Consider the following 16,044-nt stretch of genomic DNA (forward strand, 5'->3'; position numbering starts at 1 on the left):
GGAAATATGGCAGTTTTAGAAATAGTAAAGCATCCAAATGAAGTGTTAGAAACACCGTGTGAAAGAGTAATTAACTTTGATAAAAAGTTAGTGAAATTGTTGAAAGATATGCATGAAACAATGTTAATTGCGGACGGAGTCGGTTTAGCTGCGCCTCAAGTAGGGGTAAGCTTGCAAGTAGCGGTAGTTGATATCGGTGATGATACTGGGAAAATTGAGTTAATCAATCCATCGATATTAGAAAAACGTGGTGAACAAGTAGGTCCCGAAGGCTGTTTAAGCTTCCCGGGACTTTATGGTGAAGTGGAACGTGCGGATTATATTAAAGTGCGTGCGCAAAATCGCAGAGGTAAAGTATTTTTATTAGAAGCAGAAGGGTTTTTAGCGCGTGCAATTCAACATGAAATCGATCATTTACACGGTGTGTTATTTACATCGAAAGTGACAAGATATTATGAGGAAAACGAATTAGAATAGGTATTAAAAGGAGCGGTTTTTAAATGATAAAAGTAGTATTTATGGGAACACCGGACTTTTCAGTGCCGGTGCTTCGTCGTCTTATTGAAGATGGCTATGATGTAATAGGTGTTGTGACGCAACCAGATCGTCCGGTAGGCAGAAAGAAAGTATTAACACCTACACCTGTTAAAGTGGAAGCAGAAAAACATGGTATTCCAGTGTTACAACCGTTAAGAATTCGTGAAAAAGACGAATATGAAAAAGTATTGGCATTAGAGCCGGATTTAATTGTAACAGCTGCGTTCGGTCAAATTGTACCAAATGAAATTTTAGAAGCACCGAAGTATGGATGTATTAACGTCCACGCTTCTTTACTTCCTGAACTTCGTGGTGGTGCACCAATCCATTATGCAATTATGGAAGGGAAAGAAAAAACAGGTATTACAATTATGTATATGGTAGAAAAATTGGATGCTGGTGATATTTTAACGCAAGTAGAAGTGGAAATTGAAGAGCGTGAAACGACAGGCTCGTTATTTGATAAGTTAAGTGAAGCAGGGGCACATCTTTTATCTAAAACAGTACCTTTACTAATTCAAGGTAAGTTAGAACCAATTAAACAAAGCGAGGAAGAAGTAACGTTTGCATATAATATAAAACGTGAGCAAGAGAAAATTGATTGGACAAAAACAGGTGAAGAAGTATACAATCACATTCGCGGATTGAATCCATGGCCAGTTGCTTATACAACTTTAGCAGGACAAGTTGTTAAAGTATGGTGGGGAGAAAAAGTACCTGTAACGAAATCAGCTGAAGCAGGTACGATTGTTGCAATTGAAGAAGATGGTTTCGTTGTAGCAACTGGTAATGAAACGGGTGTTAAAGTTACAGAATTGCAACCTTCTGGTAAAAAGCGTATGAGTTGTTCGCAATTTTTACGTGGCACAAAACCTGAAATTGGAACGAAGTTAGGAGAAAATGCATGAGACAAAATGTTCGTGAATTAGCTCTTGATGGTTTAATTCAAGTAGAAAAAAGTGGTGCATACAGTAACTTACTTTTAAATAATCTAATTGAAAAAAGTACAATTGATAGAAAAGATATTGGTTTATTAACTGAAATTGTATATGGAACAATTCAACGTCGTGACACATTAGATTATTATTTACAGCCTTTTTTAAAAAAGAAGGTTGAAGCGTGGGTAAGAGTATTGCTTCGCTTATCTTTATATCAAATGATTTATTTAGACCGAGTGCCCGAAAGAGCGGCTATTCATGAAGCAGTTGAGATTGCAAAGCGTCGCGGGCATAAAGGAATTGCTGGTATGGTGAACGGTGTATTACGTTCGATTCAAAGAGAAGGTGTACCTTCTGTAGATGAAATCAAAGATCCAGTAGAACGCTTGGCAATTGCAACAAGTCATCCAGTTTGGCTTGTCCAAGAATGGGCTTCAGAATATGGTTTAGAAACTGCTGAGAAAATGTGTGAAGTGAACATGTTACCGCCTGTACCAACAGCGCGTGTAAATGTTGATAAAATAACAGTAGAAGAAGCAATTACATTATTAGCTAGTGAAGGTATAGAAGCGAAGCGTGGCGATTTATCAGATGATGCAATTCAAATTGAAAAAGGAAATGTAGCGCACACAGATGCGTTTAAAAAAGGTTTTCTTTCTATTCAAGATGAAAGTTCTATGCTGGTAGCACGTGCCTTAGAACCAGATGAGGGAGATGTAGTTCTTGATAGTTGTGCTGCTCCAGGTGGAAAAACAACGCATATTGCAGAGCGATTAAAAGGAACTGGTCAAGTCATGTCCCTTGATTTACATGCGCACAAAGTACGTTTAATTAAACAACAAGCAGAGCGACTTGGTCTAGGAAATGTCGAAACAAAGGCATTAGATGCTAGAAAAGTACAAGAACACTTTGCAAATGAAACGTTTGATAAAATATTAGTAGATGCCCCATGTTCTGGATTTGGTGTAATTAGACGTAAGCCTGATATTACGTTAGGTAAAGATAAAGGCGATAGTGAAAGATTATCGACGATTCAACTTGCAATACTAGAAAAAATCGCACCGTTATTAAAACAAGGTGGTCGCCTTGTTTATAGTACGTGTACAATTGAGAAAATAGAAAATGAACAAGTAATAGAACGATTTTTACAAGAGCATCCTGAGTTCGAGTGGGATACTACGATAAAAGAGCGTATGCCAGAAAAGCTAAGTCCGTATATTGATGAAGGTCAAGTACAAATTTTACCGCATTATTTTGCAACAGATGGCTTTTATATTGCTTGTTTAAGGAAGAAGGTGTAGCATCGTGGAAACGACTGTGAGAAAACAAAAGAAAAATTTAGAAACGAAAAAACCATCAATTTACTCTTTACAACTTCATGAAATGCAAGATTGGTTAAAGGAGCAAGGAGAACCAAAGTTCCGTGCTGGACAAATTTTTGATTGGTTATATAAAAAACGTGTAAAAAATTATGAGGATATGTCAAACCTTTCTAAAGGATTGCGTGAAAAATTGTCGAATTCCTTTGATATTACTACTTTAAATACGTTAGTAAAACAAACGTCTTCGGATGGAACAATTAAATTCTTATTCCAATTATATGATGGATATTCTATTGAAACGGTATTAATGCGACATGAATATGGAAATTCCATTTGTGTAACAACACAAGTAGGTTGTCGTATTGGGTGTACGTTCTGTGCTTCAACGCTTGGCGGTTTAAAGCGAAACTTAGAAGCTGGAGAAATTGTAGCACAAGTAGTAGAAGTGCAACGTGCACTTGATGAATCAGAAGAACGTGTAAGTTCTCTTGTCGTTATGGGAATTGGAGAACCATTTGATAACTACGATAATTTAATGGGATTCTTACGCATCATTAACCATGAAAAAGGACTTCATATTGGTGCGAGACATATGACAGTTTCGACAAGTGGAATCATCCCGAAAATTTATAAGTTCGCTGAAGAAGATTTACAAATTAATTTTGCGATTTCACTGCATGCTCCAAACTCAGAATTACGTTCAAAATTAATGCCGATTAACCGTGCTTATAAGCTACCAGATTTGATGGAAGCTATTAAATACTATGTAAATAGAACAGGGCGTCGTATTACTTTTGAATATGGACTATTTGGAGGCGAAAATGACCAAGTTGAGCACGCTGAAGAGCTTGCTGCGCTCTTGAAAGGTGTAAAATGTCATGTGAACTTAATTCCGGTAAACTACGTACCTGAACGTGATTATGTACGTACGCCACGTGAACAAATTTTCTTATTTGAAAAAACGTTAAAAGATCGTGGAGTAAATGTAACGATTCGCCGTGAACAAGGTCATGATATTGATGCAGCCTGCGGTCAGTTGCGTGCGAAGGAGCGCAAAGAAGAGACGAGGTGACGAGATGAAAGCCGTGTTTCTATCAGATAAAGGAAAAGTTCGTCAACATAATGAAGATAGTGCAGGAGTTTTTCACAATTTAGATGGAAATATTTTAGCGGTAGTAGCAGATGGAATGGGAGGTCATCGAGCTGGTGATGTAGCTAGCTCGATGACCATTCAATTATTCCATGATTATTGGAAGCAAACGCATAATATGAACGAGCCAAAAAAAGTAGAAGAGTGGTTACATACTAGCGTTGGGATTATTAATGAGCGTATATATGAATACTCTAAGCAACATGTAGAATGTAACGGGATGGGAACAACACTTATAATAGCGATTTGTACACCAAATTTTGTGACGATAGGTCATATAGGAGATAGTCGTTGTTATATGGTATCAGAGGGGGAAATCTCGCTTGTAACGGAAGATCACTCACTTGTCAATGAACTTGTGAGACATGGTGAAATTTCAAAAGAAGACGCAGAATATCACCCGAAAAAGAATGTTTTGTTAAGGGCATTAGGAACAGAAGAGAAAGTCGGATTAGATGTGAAAACATTAGTGCTAGAGGAAGATGATCAGTTACTTCTTTGCTCTGATGGACTATCTAACAAAGTTTCTATTGCTGATATGCAACAAGTTTTACAGTTAAATGAACAGCTAGAAACTAAGGGACAACGTCTCATTCAATTGGCGAATGATCGTGGCGGGGAAGATAATATCACCCTTGTTCTCATTGATTATGCGGGTTCGACAAACGAAAGTAGGTGAAGTGCAACGTGCTGATTGGAAAACGCTTAAATGACCGTTATAAGCTACTGAAAATGATTGGTGGCGGTGGAATGGCCAATGTGTATTTAGCTCATGATGATATACTAGGCCGAGATGTAGCGGTGAAAATATTAAGACTCGACTATTCAAATAACGAAGAGTTTATTAAACGTTTCCATCGAGAAGCGCAGTCTGTTACAACGTTGTCGCATCCAAATATTGTGAATATGTATGATGTCGGAGAAGAAGATGGTATATATTATCTTGTAATGGAGTATGTACCAGGACAAACATTGAAGCAATACATAATTGAGAGAGGGATGTTACCGATAGGAGAAGCTCTTGATATTATGGAGCAGTTAACATCCGCCATGGCACATGCCCATCATTTTGAAATTGTGCACCGCGATATTAAACCGCACAATATTTTAATTCGAGCTGATGGAGTAATAAAAGTAACAGATTTTGGAATTGCGACAGCTACAAGTGCAACAACAATTACACATACAAATTCAGTACTCGGTTCGGTGCATTATTTATCACCAGAACAAGCGCGCGGCGGGATAGCAAATAAACAATCAGATATTTATTCCCTAGGGATTGTTATGTTTGAGTTGTTAACAGGAAGACAACCGTTTTCTGGTGAATCTGCTGTTGCTATAGCTTTAAAACATTTACAAAGTGAAATTCCGTCTCCGAGAAGATGGAATGAACATATTCCGCAAAGTGTCGAAAATATTATATTAAAGGCAACTGCGAAAGATCCGTTTCATCGATATCAATCTGCCAATGCGATGAAACGAGATATTGAAACTGCGCTATATCCAGAGAGGATAAATGAGCAGCCATTTTACATACCGGAAGATATGGAAGCGACAAAAGCGATTCCGATTATTCAACAAGAACAATTATTCGAAAATGTAACTGATGAAACAATTGTTTTACAAGGAAGTAAAGTGGATGAACAGGCAAGAAAAGAAGATGAGGGTTTAAATAAGAAGAAAAAACGAAGTAATAAATGGCTCAAAGTTTTAATTATAACATTTTTACTTTTAGCGATCGGAATAACGTTAGCCCTTACTGTTATTCCAGGATTCTTTATTCCAAAAGATGTAAAAGTACCTGATGTGGCTGGTATGAAATATACGACCGCAGTAAATACATTAGTTGAAAAGGGTTTTGAGGTTACGGAACCTAATATTGTATATACAGATGATGTTGAAACCGGTGATGTTATAAAAACAGACCCTGTGGCAGGAAGAGTCGTGAAAGAAAACTCTAAAATTACTATCTATCAATCAGGTGGGAAAAAGAAAAGTAAGATGATTGATTTCACAGGAAAAGATTTTGAGAGCATAAGGTCTGAATTAGAAGAAAAATATAAACAAGTTACAATAAATTATATTGAAAATGATAGACCAAAAGGTGAAATCGTTGAGCAAATTCCGACGCCGGATCAAATGGTAGTAGAGGCGGAACAAGACTTGAAAATTTGGGTAAGTAAAGGTCCTTATCAAATTAGACCAGGTGATTTTTCAGGATGGACTGAAAATAGTGTCAATGGTTATTTGAATGAGAGGAAACTAACTCCAGATATAAAACGAGAGTATTCCGATACTGTTGATAAAGGACTTGTAATTTCGCAATCTCCAAAACCAGGAACGCCGTTAAAAGAAGGAGATAAAGTGACGATTGTTATTTCAGATGGTCCTAAGCCGAAAGTAACGAAAACAGTGAAAGTGGATAATATTTCTATTCCGTATGAGTCTTCTATAATAGGTGAGAAAAAACCGCAAACGATAGAAATTTATAAAGAAGATATGCAACAAAAAATGGATAGACCAATTGAAACTAGAACAATTTCAGAGTCGGCAACTATTTCATTAGAATTTGTAATTCAAGAAGGTACAAAAGGACATTATAAAATTGTACGAGATGGTGTAACGATTATCGACAAAGAAGTACCATACCCAACTCAATAATAATGAATTCCATTTTATCTCCAAAGAGAATGGAATGTATTACTTCTGCCTGTTATGCTGTCTACATATAGTGGACTGTATAACAGGCAAAAATATATGATTCAAAAAGATATAAAAGTGATACTGTTATAAATAATATTTTAAATTTGATGGTAGATTAAATATATTAATGTGTATATATGACGGGTTTTGAAATCTTTATTTAAAGAATGATAATCCATTCAATATGAATTCCAGCTTCACTTTATACAGAATAAAGGAGAATTATATGCCAGAAGGAAAAATTGTAAAAGCTCTAAGTGGATTTTATTATGTGCAGCATGAAGAAGGGATTACACAATGTCGCGGGCGTGGTGTGTTTAGAAAAAATAAAATTACACCACTGGTAGGAGACCAAGTTGTTTTTCAGGCTGATAATCCAAGTGAAGGATACGTGCTTGAAGTATTTGATCGAAAAAATGAACTTGTCAGGCCTCCTATTGCTAATGTTGATCAAGCAATTCTTGTTTTTTCAGCAGTAGAACCAGATTTTAATCCGGGGCTGTTAGATCGATTTTTAGTGCTGATTGAATATCATAACATTAAGCCGATTATTTGCATTAGTAAGATGGATTTAGTTGATGAAAAAATGAGAGAAACTGTTGAATCTTATGCAAATGACTATCGTGAGATGGGATATGATGTATTATTTACTTCTATAAATACATCGGAAAGTATTGATATTTTAAAACCGTTCTTAGAAGGTTGTGTTTCCGTTGTTGCGGGACAATCTGGTGTTGGAAAATCTTCTATGCTTAACGTCTTACGTCCAGAATTAGAACTGAAAACGAATGATATTTCCTCACATTTAGGACGCGGGAAACATACGACAAGACACGTAGAATTAATTGCGATTGGAAGCGGACTAGTTGCAGATACACCTGGTTTTAGTTCACTCGATTTCATAGATATAGAGGTAGAAGATCTTACATATTGTTTTCCAGAGTTGAAAGAAGCGAGCCAATACTGTAAATTTAGAGGGTGTACACATCTTTCTGAACCGAAATGCGCTGTGAAGGCTGCGGTTGAAGAGGGGAAGATTACAGAATATCGTTATAAGAATTACAAACAATTTGTAGAAGAAATTAGAGAGAGAAAGCCGAGGTATTAGTTATGATTAAAATTGCACCATCGATCTTATCAGCAGATTTTTCAAAATTAGGGGAAGAGATTAAAGATGTAGAAAAAGGCGGAGCGGATTACATTCACGTCGATGTAATGGATGGACATTTCGTACCAAATATTACGATTGGACCATTAATTGTAGAAGCAATTCGTCCGATCACATCGTTACCGTTAGATGTACATTTAATGATTGAAAATCCTGATAACTATATCCCGACTTTCGCAAAAGCGGGAGCGGATATTATTACTGTTCATGTAGAGGCTTGCCCTCATTTACATCGTACAATTCAGTTAATTAAATCTCATGGCATTAAAGCAGGAGTTGTATTAAATCCGCATACGCCAGTTTCAGTGATTGAGCATGTATTAGAAGATATTGATATGGTATTACTTATGACAGTAAACCCTGGATTTGGTGGGCAGAAATTTATCCATTCTGTATTACCGAAAATTAAACAAGTTGCAGAAATGGTTAAAGAGCGCAATCTAGAAGTAGAAATTGAAGTTGATGGTGGTGTAAACGCTGAAACAGCAAGACTTTGTGTAGAAGCAGGAGCAAATGTACTTGTAGCTGGGTCAGCAGTATACAATCAAAAAGACCGCGGTGAAGCAATTCGTGTCATTCGTGGATAATGAATGAACGAGTCTTTATCCCAGTGAATCTTCTAGTGTAGTAAGTTTTCACTATTTATAAAGGATAGAGAAAAAATATGTAAAAAGGCAATCTACCGAATGGCAGATTGCCTTTTTACAATAGAAGGGGAAGGAAACATGATTATTCATATTTTAGCGGGAGGACCTGCGGAATATTGTGCAGATTTTTCTCCATATGAAAATGAGAAAGTAGTGTGGGCGGCAGTTGATAGAGGAGTATATCGTTTATTAAAAAGAGGTATTATTCCTGTTGTTGCGTTTGGAGATTATGACTCGGTTACTGAAGAAGAATTAGCATGGATGGGGCAACAAACAAATGATTTACATATTGTTCCTCGTGAAAAAGATCAAACGGATTTAGAAATTGCGATTAACTGGGCGTTAGAACAAAAGCCGGCACTCATTCGTATTTTTGGTGCTACTGGCGGAAGACTTGATCACGGTTTAGCGAATATACAAATGCTTTTAAAAGGATTAGAAGTAGGAATAGAGATGTGTATTGTAGACAATCAAAATGAAATAAGTGTAAAAAGAGTGGGTACACATATAATTGAAGAAAATAAAAAATTCCCTTATGTATCTTTTGTGCCTGTTACTGAAATAGTGGAAGGGATTACATTACTTGGTTTTAAATATCCTCTAACGAATAAAAAAATAGAGTGGGGATCAACACTTTGTATTAGTAATGAACTCGTTGAGGAAAAAGGTACTTTTTCATTTACTTCTGGCATATTAATGGTGATAAGAAGCACTGATTAAAGAAACAATTTTGCTCCTTACATCATATAGTGACCAAGTGGAGTAATGGGGATTAGGAGGGAAACCATGAGATTTTATACAATTAAGTTACCTAAATTTCTTGGTGGAATTGTTCGTGCCATGTTAAATACCTTCAAAAAAGATTAAAAAAAGCACCTATTACCGGTGCTTTTTCCATTGGTATAGTAAAAAAAGAGCCTAGCGGCTCTTTTTTTTATTATTAAACACGTTCGATTTTGCCAGATTTTAATGCTCTAGCAGAAACGTAAACACGTTGAACTTTTCCGTCGATGCGTACGCGAACTTTTTGAAGGTTAGCGCCCCACTTACGTTTTGTAGCGTTCATTGCGTGAGAACGAGAGTTACCAGAACGAGCTTTTCTTCCAGTAATAGCACAAACACGAGCCATTTATATTTCCCTCCCTTGATACCTTACCATACGTAATTTTTCAATGTTAGTCTTTTATGCGATGCTAAAAACACTACTATAATTTAACACAACTAAAAAGAGAATGCAACACTGTAGAAAAAAGAAATCAAGAAAAATTACTTGACACTATATGTCAATAAAGAAAAGTTGAAATCAAGAAAAATTGCTTGACATATTATAGTGATACATGTTGTATAATAACAATGGACTATTTTGCTCATCATAAAAAAGTGTAGTTTTTAACATAAAATATGAGAGTGAAAAAGAAAGAACGATGGAATTTTCTTTAAAAAGATTATATGATAGTAACTAAAGTAGTCTAACTCACTTTCACCATTTATGAAGGGGGAAAACGAGATGTCAATTGAAATTAAAACGAAGTACGGTCAAATTGATATTAGTACAGATGTAATTGCAACAATTGCTGGAGGTGCCGCGGTAGATTGCTACGGTATCGTAGGTATGGCATCAAAAAATCAGTTAAAAGATGGATTAACAGACATTTTACGAAAAGAAAATTTCACTAGAGGTGTTATTGTTCGTAAAGATGAAGATGAAGTACATATTGATATGTATATTATTGTGAGCTATGGTACGAAAATTTCAGAAGTAGCACATAACGTGCAGACGAAAGTGAAATATACATTAGATCAAACTGTAGGACTAGCAGTAGATTCTGTAAACATCTACGTACAAGGAGTTAAAGTAATAAACTTGTAATGTGCATTAAGGAGGAAAATCTGTGTCAATTCAAAAAATTGATGGAAAACGTTTATCACAAATGATCATTCAAGGAGCGAATAATTTAACAAATAATGTTCAGCTTGTTGATGCATTAAACGTATTTCCAGTTCCAGATGGCGATACCGGTACAAACATGAACTTATCTATGACTTCAGGCGCACGTGAAGTGAAAGCAAATCCTTCACAACATGCTGGTAAAGTCGGCGTAAGTTTAGCCAAAGGATTATTAATGGGAGCTCGTGGTAACTCTGGAGTTATTTTATCTCAGTTGTTCCGTGGTTTCTCGAAATCCATTGAACAAAAAGAAGAATTAACAACAGTTGATTTTGCTGCAGCTTTAGAAGCTGGAGTAGAGGCGGCTTACAAAGCGGTTATGAAACCGATTGAAGGAACGATTTTAACGGTTGCAAGAGAAACGGGTAAATATGCAGTAACAGTTGCGAAAAAACAGCGCGACTTTGTTTTGTTTATGGAAGACGTTGTGAAAGAAGCAAATGCATCGTTAAATCGTACGCCAGATTTATTACCTGTATTAAAACAAGTTGGCGTTGTAGATAGCGGTGGTAAAGGTCTTGTAGTAGTTTACGAAGGGTTTTTAGCTGACTTAAAAGGAGAAACGATTTCTTCTGATGCACCTGCCCAACCATCTATGAATGAAATGGTGCGCGCAGAACATCACCGTAGTGTACAAAGCCAATTGAGTACAGAAGATATTAAGTATGGATATTGTACGGAGTTCATGGTGAAATTAGAAGCTGATAAAGTGAAAGAACATAATTTCTCTGAACAAAAATTCCGTGAAGATATTAGTGTGTATGGTGATTCACTACTAGTTGTATCTGATGATGAAATTGTAAAAGTTCATATTCATGCAGAACATCCTGGAGACGCTATGAACTACGGACAACGTTACGGTAGTTTAATCAAGATTAAAGTAGAGAATATGCGTGAACAGCATACTGCTTTATTAGATGAGCCTGCTATGATGCCTGAGCCAACTAGCCAGCCTAAAGAGAAACAACCATATGGTATCGTAACTGTAGCTATGGGATCTGGTATTAAAACTTTATTTGAAAGCATTGGCGCGACGAAAGTTATCGAAGGTGGCCAAACGATGAATCCAAGTACTGAGGATATCGTGAAGGCGATTGAAGAAGCAAACGCTGAAAAAATCATTATTTTACCGAACAACGGGAATATCGTAATGGCAGCAGAACAAGCAGCGTCAGTTGTGGATCAAGAAGTGATTGTAGTTCGTTCAAAAACAGTTCCTCAAGGTATGGCTGCAATGTTAGCATTTAATCCAGTTGGAACGCTAAAGGAAAATGAAGAAAACATGAAAGAAGCTTTATCTCATGTGAAAACAGGTCAAATTACGTATGCTGTACGTGATACGGAAATTGATGGTGTGGCAATTCAAAAAGATGATTTCATGTGTATCGCAGATGGAAAAATCGTATCAACAAATGCTGAAAAAGTAGGAGCTGCGAAGCAATTACTAGAAGCACTAATTGATGAAGATTCTGAAATCGTAACGATTCTACAAGGTGAAGATGCAACTGATGAAGAAGTAGCTGAATTAGTTGAGTTTGTAGAAGAGAATTTTGAAGATGCAGAAGTAGAAGTACATGCTGGAAACCAACCGGTGTATTCTTTCATCTTCTCTGTAGAATAAGAAAAAATTCGTTTTGAAAATAAATGGATTACTTACTTGCTAATGGATAATAAGTAGTAATATGAAGTTTATTACTAGTTTTTATTCAAAAGGCTAGCATATTGAAGATAAAAAAGAGCCTTGCTGCTAATAGTGAGGCTCTTTTCTTTCGTGTTGTTTATGAGGGATTTGAGTAGTTTCTCTTAGAATGCCTATGATAGAATATATAAGGTGAAAGAGAGCGATTACAGATGTCAATCATGTTAATGGATAATGAATCAAAAAATAATGTGACGGAGCGTGAGAATCTTGAATGAAGTTGTACAAGTTCCTGTTACGGATGTAAAGGGAATCGGAGGAGAAACATCTGAATTACTACACGAGATGGGAATTTATACAGTTTCTCATCTATTAGAACATTTTCCGTACCGTTATGAAGACTATGCGATGAAAGATCTTGCAGAAGTAAAGCATGATGAACGTGTAACAGTTGAGGGAAAAGTTCATAGTGCTCCTTTACTGCAATATTACGGGAAGAAGAAGTCGCGTCTTACGGTTCGTGTCCTCGTAGGTCGTTATTTAATTACAGCTGTATGTTTTAATAGGCCGTACTATAAGCAGAAGTTAAATTTAGATGAAACGGTAACGATTACTGGAAAATGGGACCAGCATCGTCAAACGATTGCGGTATCAGAACTTCATTTTGGACCGGTTGTACGTCAACAAGAAGTGGAGCCTGTGTACTCAGTGAAAGGGAAACTTACAGTAAAACAGATGCGCCGTTTTATTGCACAAGCGTTAAAGGAGTATGGAGACTCTATAGTTGAAGTGTTACCAGATGGATTGCTAAGTCGGTATAAATTACTGCCACGTTATGAAGCACTTCGGGCTTTGCATTTTCCATCGGGGCAGGAAGACTTGAAGCAAGCGCGTCGCCGGTTTGTATATGAAGAGTTTTTCTTATTTCAGTTGAAAATGCAAACGTTACGAAAAATGGAGAGGGAAAATTCGAAAGGGACGAAAAAAGAAATTCCTTCAGAAGAATTGCAAGAGTTTATCGATGCACTTCCGTTTCCATTAACTGGTGCGCAACGCCGAGTTGTAGATGAAATTATGAAAGATATGACATCTCCTTATCGAATGAATCGTCTGCTGCAAGGTGATGTAGGTTCTGGTAAAACGGTGGTCGCTGCAATTGGTCTTTATGCAGCGAAATTAGCGCATTATCAAGGTGCTTTAATGGTTCCAACAGAAATTTTAGCAGAACAACATTATCAATCGCTCGCAGAGACGTTCTCGCACTTTGGTATGAAGGTTGAATTGTTAACAAGTTCAGTTAAAGGTGTGAGACGCCGAGAGATTTTGGCAAAATTAGAACAAGGAGAAATAGATATCCTTGTTGGAACGCATGCTTTAATTCAAGATGAAGTTATTTTTCATAGGTTAGGTCTCGTGATTACTGATGAACAACATCGATTTGGTGTAGCGCAGCGACGAGTTTTACGTGAGAAAGGTGAAAGTCCAGATGTATTATTTATGACAGCAACACCAATTCCACGTACGTTAGCAATTACTGCATTTGGAGAGATGGATGTTTCTATAATCGATGAGATGCCAGCTGGTAGAAAGGTAATTGAAACATACTGGGCAAAACATGACATGTTAGATCGTGTTCTCGGTTTTGTAGAGAAAGAGATAAAAAAAGGAAGACAAGCATATGTTATTTGTCCTCTAATTGAAGAATCTGAGAAACTTGATGTACAAAATGCAATCGACTTACATAGTATGCTGACTCATCATTATCAGGGGAAATGTCAAGTCGGATTAATGCATGGAAGATTATCATCTCAAGAAAAAGAAGAGATAATGGGGCAATTTAGTGAAAATAAAGTGCAAATTCTTGTGTCGACAACAGTTGTTGAGGTGGGTGTGAACGTACCGAATGCGACTGTAATGGTTATTTATGATGCAGAGCGTTTCGGTTTATCACAGCTTCATCAGCTAAGAGGACGTGTTGGGCGTGGTAGTGAACAATCGTATTGTTTATTAATCGCGGATCCAAAATCGGAAACGGGAAAAGAACGAATGCGTATTATGACCGAAACGAATGATGGATTTGTATTGTCAGAAAAAGATTTAGAATTACGAGGTCCTGGAGATTTCTTTGGGAGTAAGCAAAGTGGTTTACCAGAATTCAAGGTTGCTGATATGGTACATGATTATCGGGCGCTAGAAACAGCTAGACAAGATGCGGCGTTACTAGTAGATTCAGAAGCGTTTTGGCATAATGATCAATATGCGTCGTTGCGTACGTATCTTGACGGGACAGGTGTGTTCCAGGGAGAGAAGCTCGATTAAAGGGAGGCAACAAAAGTTTTTGTTGCATTCTACTTTTAATGATTATATACTACTATTAGTACCTAGTCATAAAAATGGATGGTGCGGTATGAAAAAAAGAAGAAGTAAAAAAGAAAGACAAGAATTATTACAACAAACGATAGAAACGAATCCTTTTATTACGGATGAAGATTTAGCAGAAAAATTTCAAGTGAGTATACAAACTGTACGTCTTGATCGTATGGAATTATCTATTCCTGAATTAAGAGAAAGAATTAAACATGTAGCTACAAAGCAACATGAAGAAGATGTGAAATCTTTACCGTTAGAAGAGGTTGTCGGAGAAATTATTGATATAGAATTAGATAGACATGCGATTTCTATTTTTGAAGTGAAGGTAGAACACGTATTTAAAAGAAATCAAATTGCCCGTGGGCATCATTTGTTTGCACAAGCAAACTCACTAGCTGTTGCGGTTATTGATGAAGAATTAGCTTTAACTGCAAAGTCTACCATTCGATACATTCGTCCTGTAAAATTAGGAGAGCGTGTTGTTGCAAAAGCGCGCGTGGAAGATGTAGAGAATGATAAAGGGCGGACGGTTGTCAAAGTGCGTAGCTTTGTTGGAGAAGAACTTGTTTTTACAGGCACTTTTGAAATGTATCGATCTAGTAATTATAGTGAGGAAGGTAACAACTTATGAAAATCGCAATAGATGCAATGGGCGGCGATCATGCTCCAAAGGCTGTCGTACTAGGAGCAATGAAAGCTATTAAGGAATATTCTGATTTACATATTACGTTAGTGGGGAAAGAAGAGGAAATTCGTCAATACTTAACGAGTGAAGAACGAATTACTATACTTCATACAGACGAAAAAATTGAATCGACAGATGAACCAGTAAGAGCGGTTCGTCGAAAAAAACAAGCTTCAATGGTACTTGCGGCGCAGCAAGTGAAAGAGGGTGTAGCGGATGCTTGTATATCAGCTGGTAGTACAGGAGCTTTAATGGCGGCTGGATTGTTTGTTGTAGGTCGTATGGAAGGAATTGAGCGACCAGCTTTATCCCCTACAATGCCAACTGTTGATGGAGAAGGTTTTGTTATGTTAGATGTTGGAGCGAACGTTGATGCAAAACCAATTCATTTATATCAATATGCAGTAATGGGATCTGTATACGCTGAGAAAGTAAGAGGAATTAAAAATCCTCGCGTTGGACTTTTAAACGTTGGAACAGAAGATGGTAAAGGTAACGAGCTTTCAAAACAAGTCTTTGCAATGCTTAAAGATGCCCCAATTAATTTCGTTGGGAACGTTGAATCAAGAGATTTATTGCAAGGTGTAGCAGATGTTGTTGTATGTGATGGTTTTACAGGGAATGTAGCACTGAAATCATTAGAAGGAACAGCACTTGCATTATTCTCTATGTTAAAAGAACAGTTAATGAGTTCGTTTACGAGCAAATTAGCAGCAGCGGTATTAAAGCCAAAACTTATGGTATTAAAAGATAAAATGGATTATTCGGAGTATGGAGGAGCGGCATTATTTGGATTGAAGGCTCCTGTCATTAAGGCTCACGGTTCTTCCAATGACCAATCGATATTTAGTGCGATTCGTCAAACGAGAGAAATGGTAGCGAAAGAAGTTATTCCTACTATTTCAAGCGTAATGGAGAAAGAGCCACTCCAATAAGA

At 36.9% G+C, this 16,044-nt stretch carries 16 protein-coding genes; 15 read left to right on the forward strand and 1 reads right to left on the reverse strand.

Going from position 1 to position 16,044, the window contains the following annotated elements:
- Nucleotides 1–6 precede the first annotated feature (6 nt).
- The 10 genes from def (at nt 7) to spoVM (ending at nt 9,332) form a co-directional block, all read left to right on the forward strand.
- Nucleotides 7–477 (forward strand): peptide deformylase, encoded by a 471-nt coding sequence (gene def / locus PDK19_RS04345; RefSeq protein WP_000279468.1) that lies wholly within the window; start codon nt 7–9, stop codon nt 475–477.
- Nucleotides 478–500: 23 nt separating this feature from the next.
- Nucleotides 501–1,445, forward strand: a complete 945-nt coding sequence (fmt, locus tag PDK19_RS04350; protein WP_016718311.1) for a methionyl-tRNA formyltransferase — start codon at nt 501–503, stop codon at nt 1,443–1,445.
- Nucleotides 1,442–2,776 carry a 16S rRNA (cytosine(967)-C(5))-methyltransferase RsmB gene (gene rsmB / locus PDK19_RS04355; protein WP_270706642.1) on the forward strand — a complete coding sequence of 445 codons (1,335 nt, stop codon included), beginning with the start codon at nt 1,442–1,444 and terminating at the stop codon, nt 2,774–2,776. Before fmt ends, rsmB begins: the two co-directional genes overlap by 4 nt.
- Before the next feature lie 4 nt (nt 2,777–2,780).
- Nucleotides 2,781–3,869, forward strand: a complete 1,089-nt coding sequence (gene rlmN, locus PDK19_RS04360) for a 23S rRNA (adenine(2503)-C(2))-methyltransferase RlmN (protein ID WP_000450543.1) — start codon at nt 2,781–2,783, stop codon at nt 3,867–3,869.
- A gap of 4 nt (nt 3,870–3,873) precedes the next feature.
- On the forward strand, nt 3,874–4,626 hold the full coding sequence (locus PDK19_RS04365) for a Stp1/IreP family PP2C-type Ser/Thr phosphatase (RefSeq protein ID WP_000648696.1): 753 nt from the start codon (nt 3,874–3,876) through the stop codon (nt 4,624–4,626).
- Nucleotides 4,627–4,634: 8 nt separating this feature from the next.
- Complete coding sequence (gene prkC / locus PDK19_RS04370; protein WP_270706644.1) at nt 4,635–6,608, forward strand: serine/threonine protein kinase PrkC; 1,974 nt, start codon at nt 4,635–4,637, stop codon at nt 6,606–6,608.
- A gap of 268 nt (nt 6,609–6,876) precedes the next feature.
- Nucleotides 6,877–7,758, forward strand: a complete 882-nt coding sequence (gene rsgA, locus PDK19_RS04375; protein ID WP_001113936.1) for a ribosome small subunit-dependent GTPase A — start codon at nt 6,877–6,879, stop codon at nt 7,756–7,758.
- Between the two features lie 2 nt (nt 7,759–7,760).
- Complete coding sequence (gene rpe, locus PDK19_RS04380; RefSeq protein ID WP_000589966.1) at nt 7,761–8,405, forward strand: ribulose-phosphate 3-epimerase; 645 nt, start codon at nt 7,761–7,763, stop codon at nt 8,403–8,405.
- A 99-nt stretch (nt 8,406–8,504) separates the two neighbouring features.
- Nucleotides 8,505–9,185, forward strand: a complete 681-nt coding sequence (locus PDK19_RS04385) for a thiamine diphosphokinase (RefSeq protein WP_049110789.1) — start codon at nt 8,505–8,507, stop codon at nt 9,183–9,185.
- A gap of 66 nt (nt 9,186–9,251) precedes the next feature.
- Entirely contained in the window at nt 9,252–9,332 is an 81-nt protein-coding gene (spoVM, locus tag PDK19_RS04390; RefSeq protein ID WP_001213599.1) for a stage V sporulation protein SpoVM, read from the forward strand.
- A 73-nt stretch (nt 9,333–9,405) separates the two neighbouring features.
- Here the strand turns inward: spoVM and rpmB are convergent, their stop codons facing one another.
- Nucleotides 9,406–9,594: a 50S ribosomal protein L28 gene (gene rpmB, locus PDK19_RS04395; RefSeq protein ID WP_000124776.1), complete on the reverse strand. Its 189-nt coding sequence runs from the start codon at nt 9,592–9,594 to the stop codon at nt 9,406–9,408.
- A gap of 378 nt (nt 9,595–9,972) precedes the next feature.
- Between rpmB and PDK19_RS04400 the strand changes: the two genes are divergently transcribed.
- From PDK19_RS04400 to plsX, 5 genes are all read left to right on the forward strand, one after another.
- Entirely contained in the window at nt 9,973–10,335 is a 363-nt protein-coding gene (locus PDK19_RS04400; protein WP_000021109.1) for an Asp23/Gls24 family envelope stress response protein, read from the forward strand.
- Between the two features lie 22 nt (nt 10,336–10,357).
- Nucleotides 10,358–12,034 carry a DAK2 domain-containing protein gene (locus tag PDK19_RS04405; RefSeq protein WP_000027112.1) on the forward strand — a complete coding sequence of 559 codons (1,677 nt, stop codon included), beginning with the start codon at nt 10,358–10,360 and terminating at the stop codon, nt 12,032–12,034.
- A 288-nt stretch (nt 12,035–12,322) separates the two neighbouring features.
- A complete protein-coding gene (recG, locus tag PDK19_RS04410; RefSeq protein WP_001006880.1) occupies nt 12,323–14,371 on the forward strand; it encodes an ATP-dependent DNA helicase RecG in 2,049 nt (682 codons plus the stop codon).
- Nucleotides 14,372–14,459: 88 nt separating this feature from the next.
- A complete protein-coding gene (fapR, locus tag PDK19_RS04415; protein ID WP_000747352.1) occupies nt 14,460–15,053 on the forward strand; it encodes a transcription factor FapR in 594 nt (197 codons plus the stop codon).
- Complete coding sequence (gene plsX, locus PDK19_RS04420; RefSeq protein WP_270706646.1) at nt 15,050–16,042, forward strand: phosphate acyltransferase PlsX; 993 nt, start codon at nt 15,050–15,052, stop codon at nt 16,040–16,042. Before fapR ends, plsX begins: the two co-directional genes overlap by 4 nt.
- Nucleotides 16,043–16,044: the final 2 nt, after the last annotated feature.

It is taken from the genome of Bacillus cereus group sp. BcHK124, from assembly GCF_027712065.1.
Lineage (GTDB): Bacteria > Bacillota > Bacilli > Bacillales > Bacillaceae_G > Bacillus_A > Bacillus_A pacificus.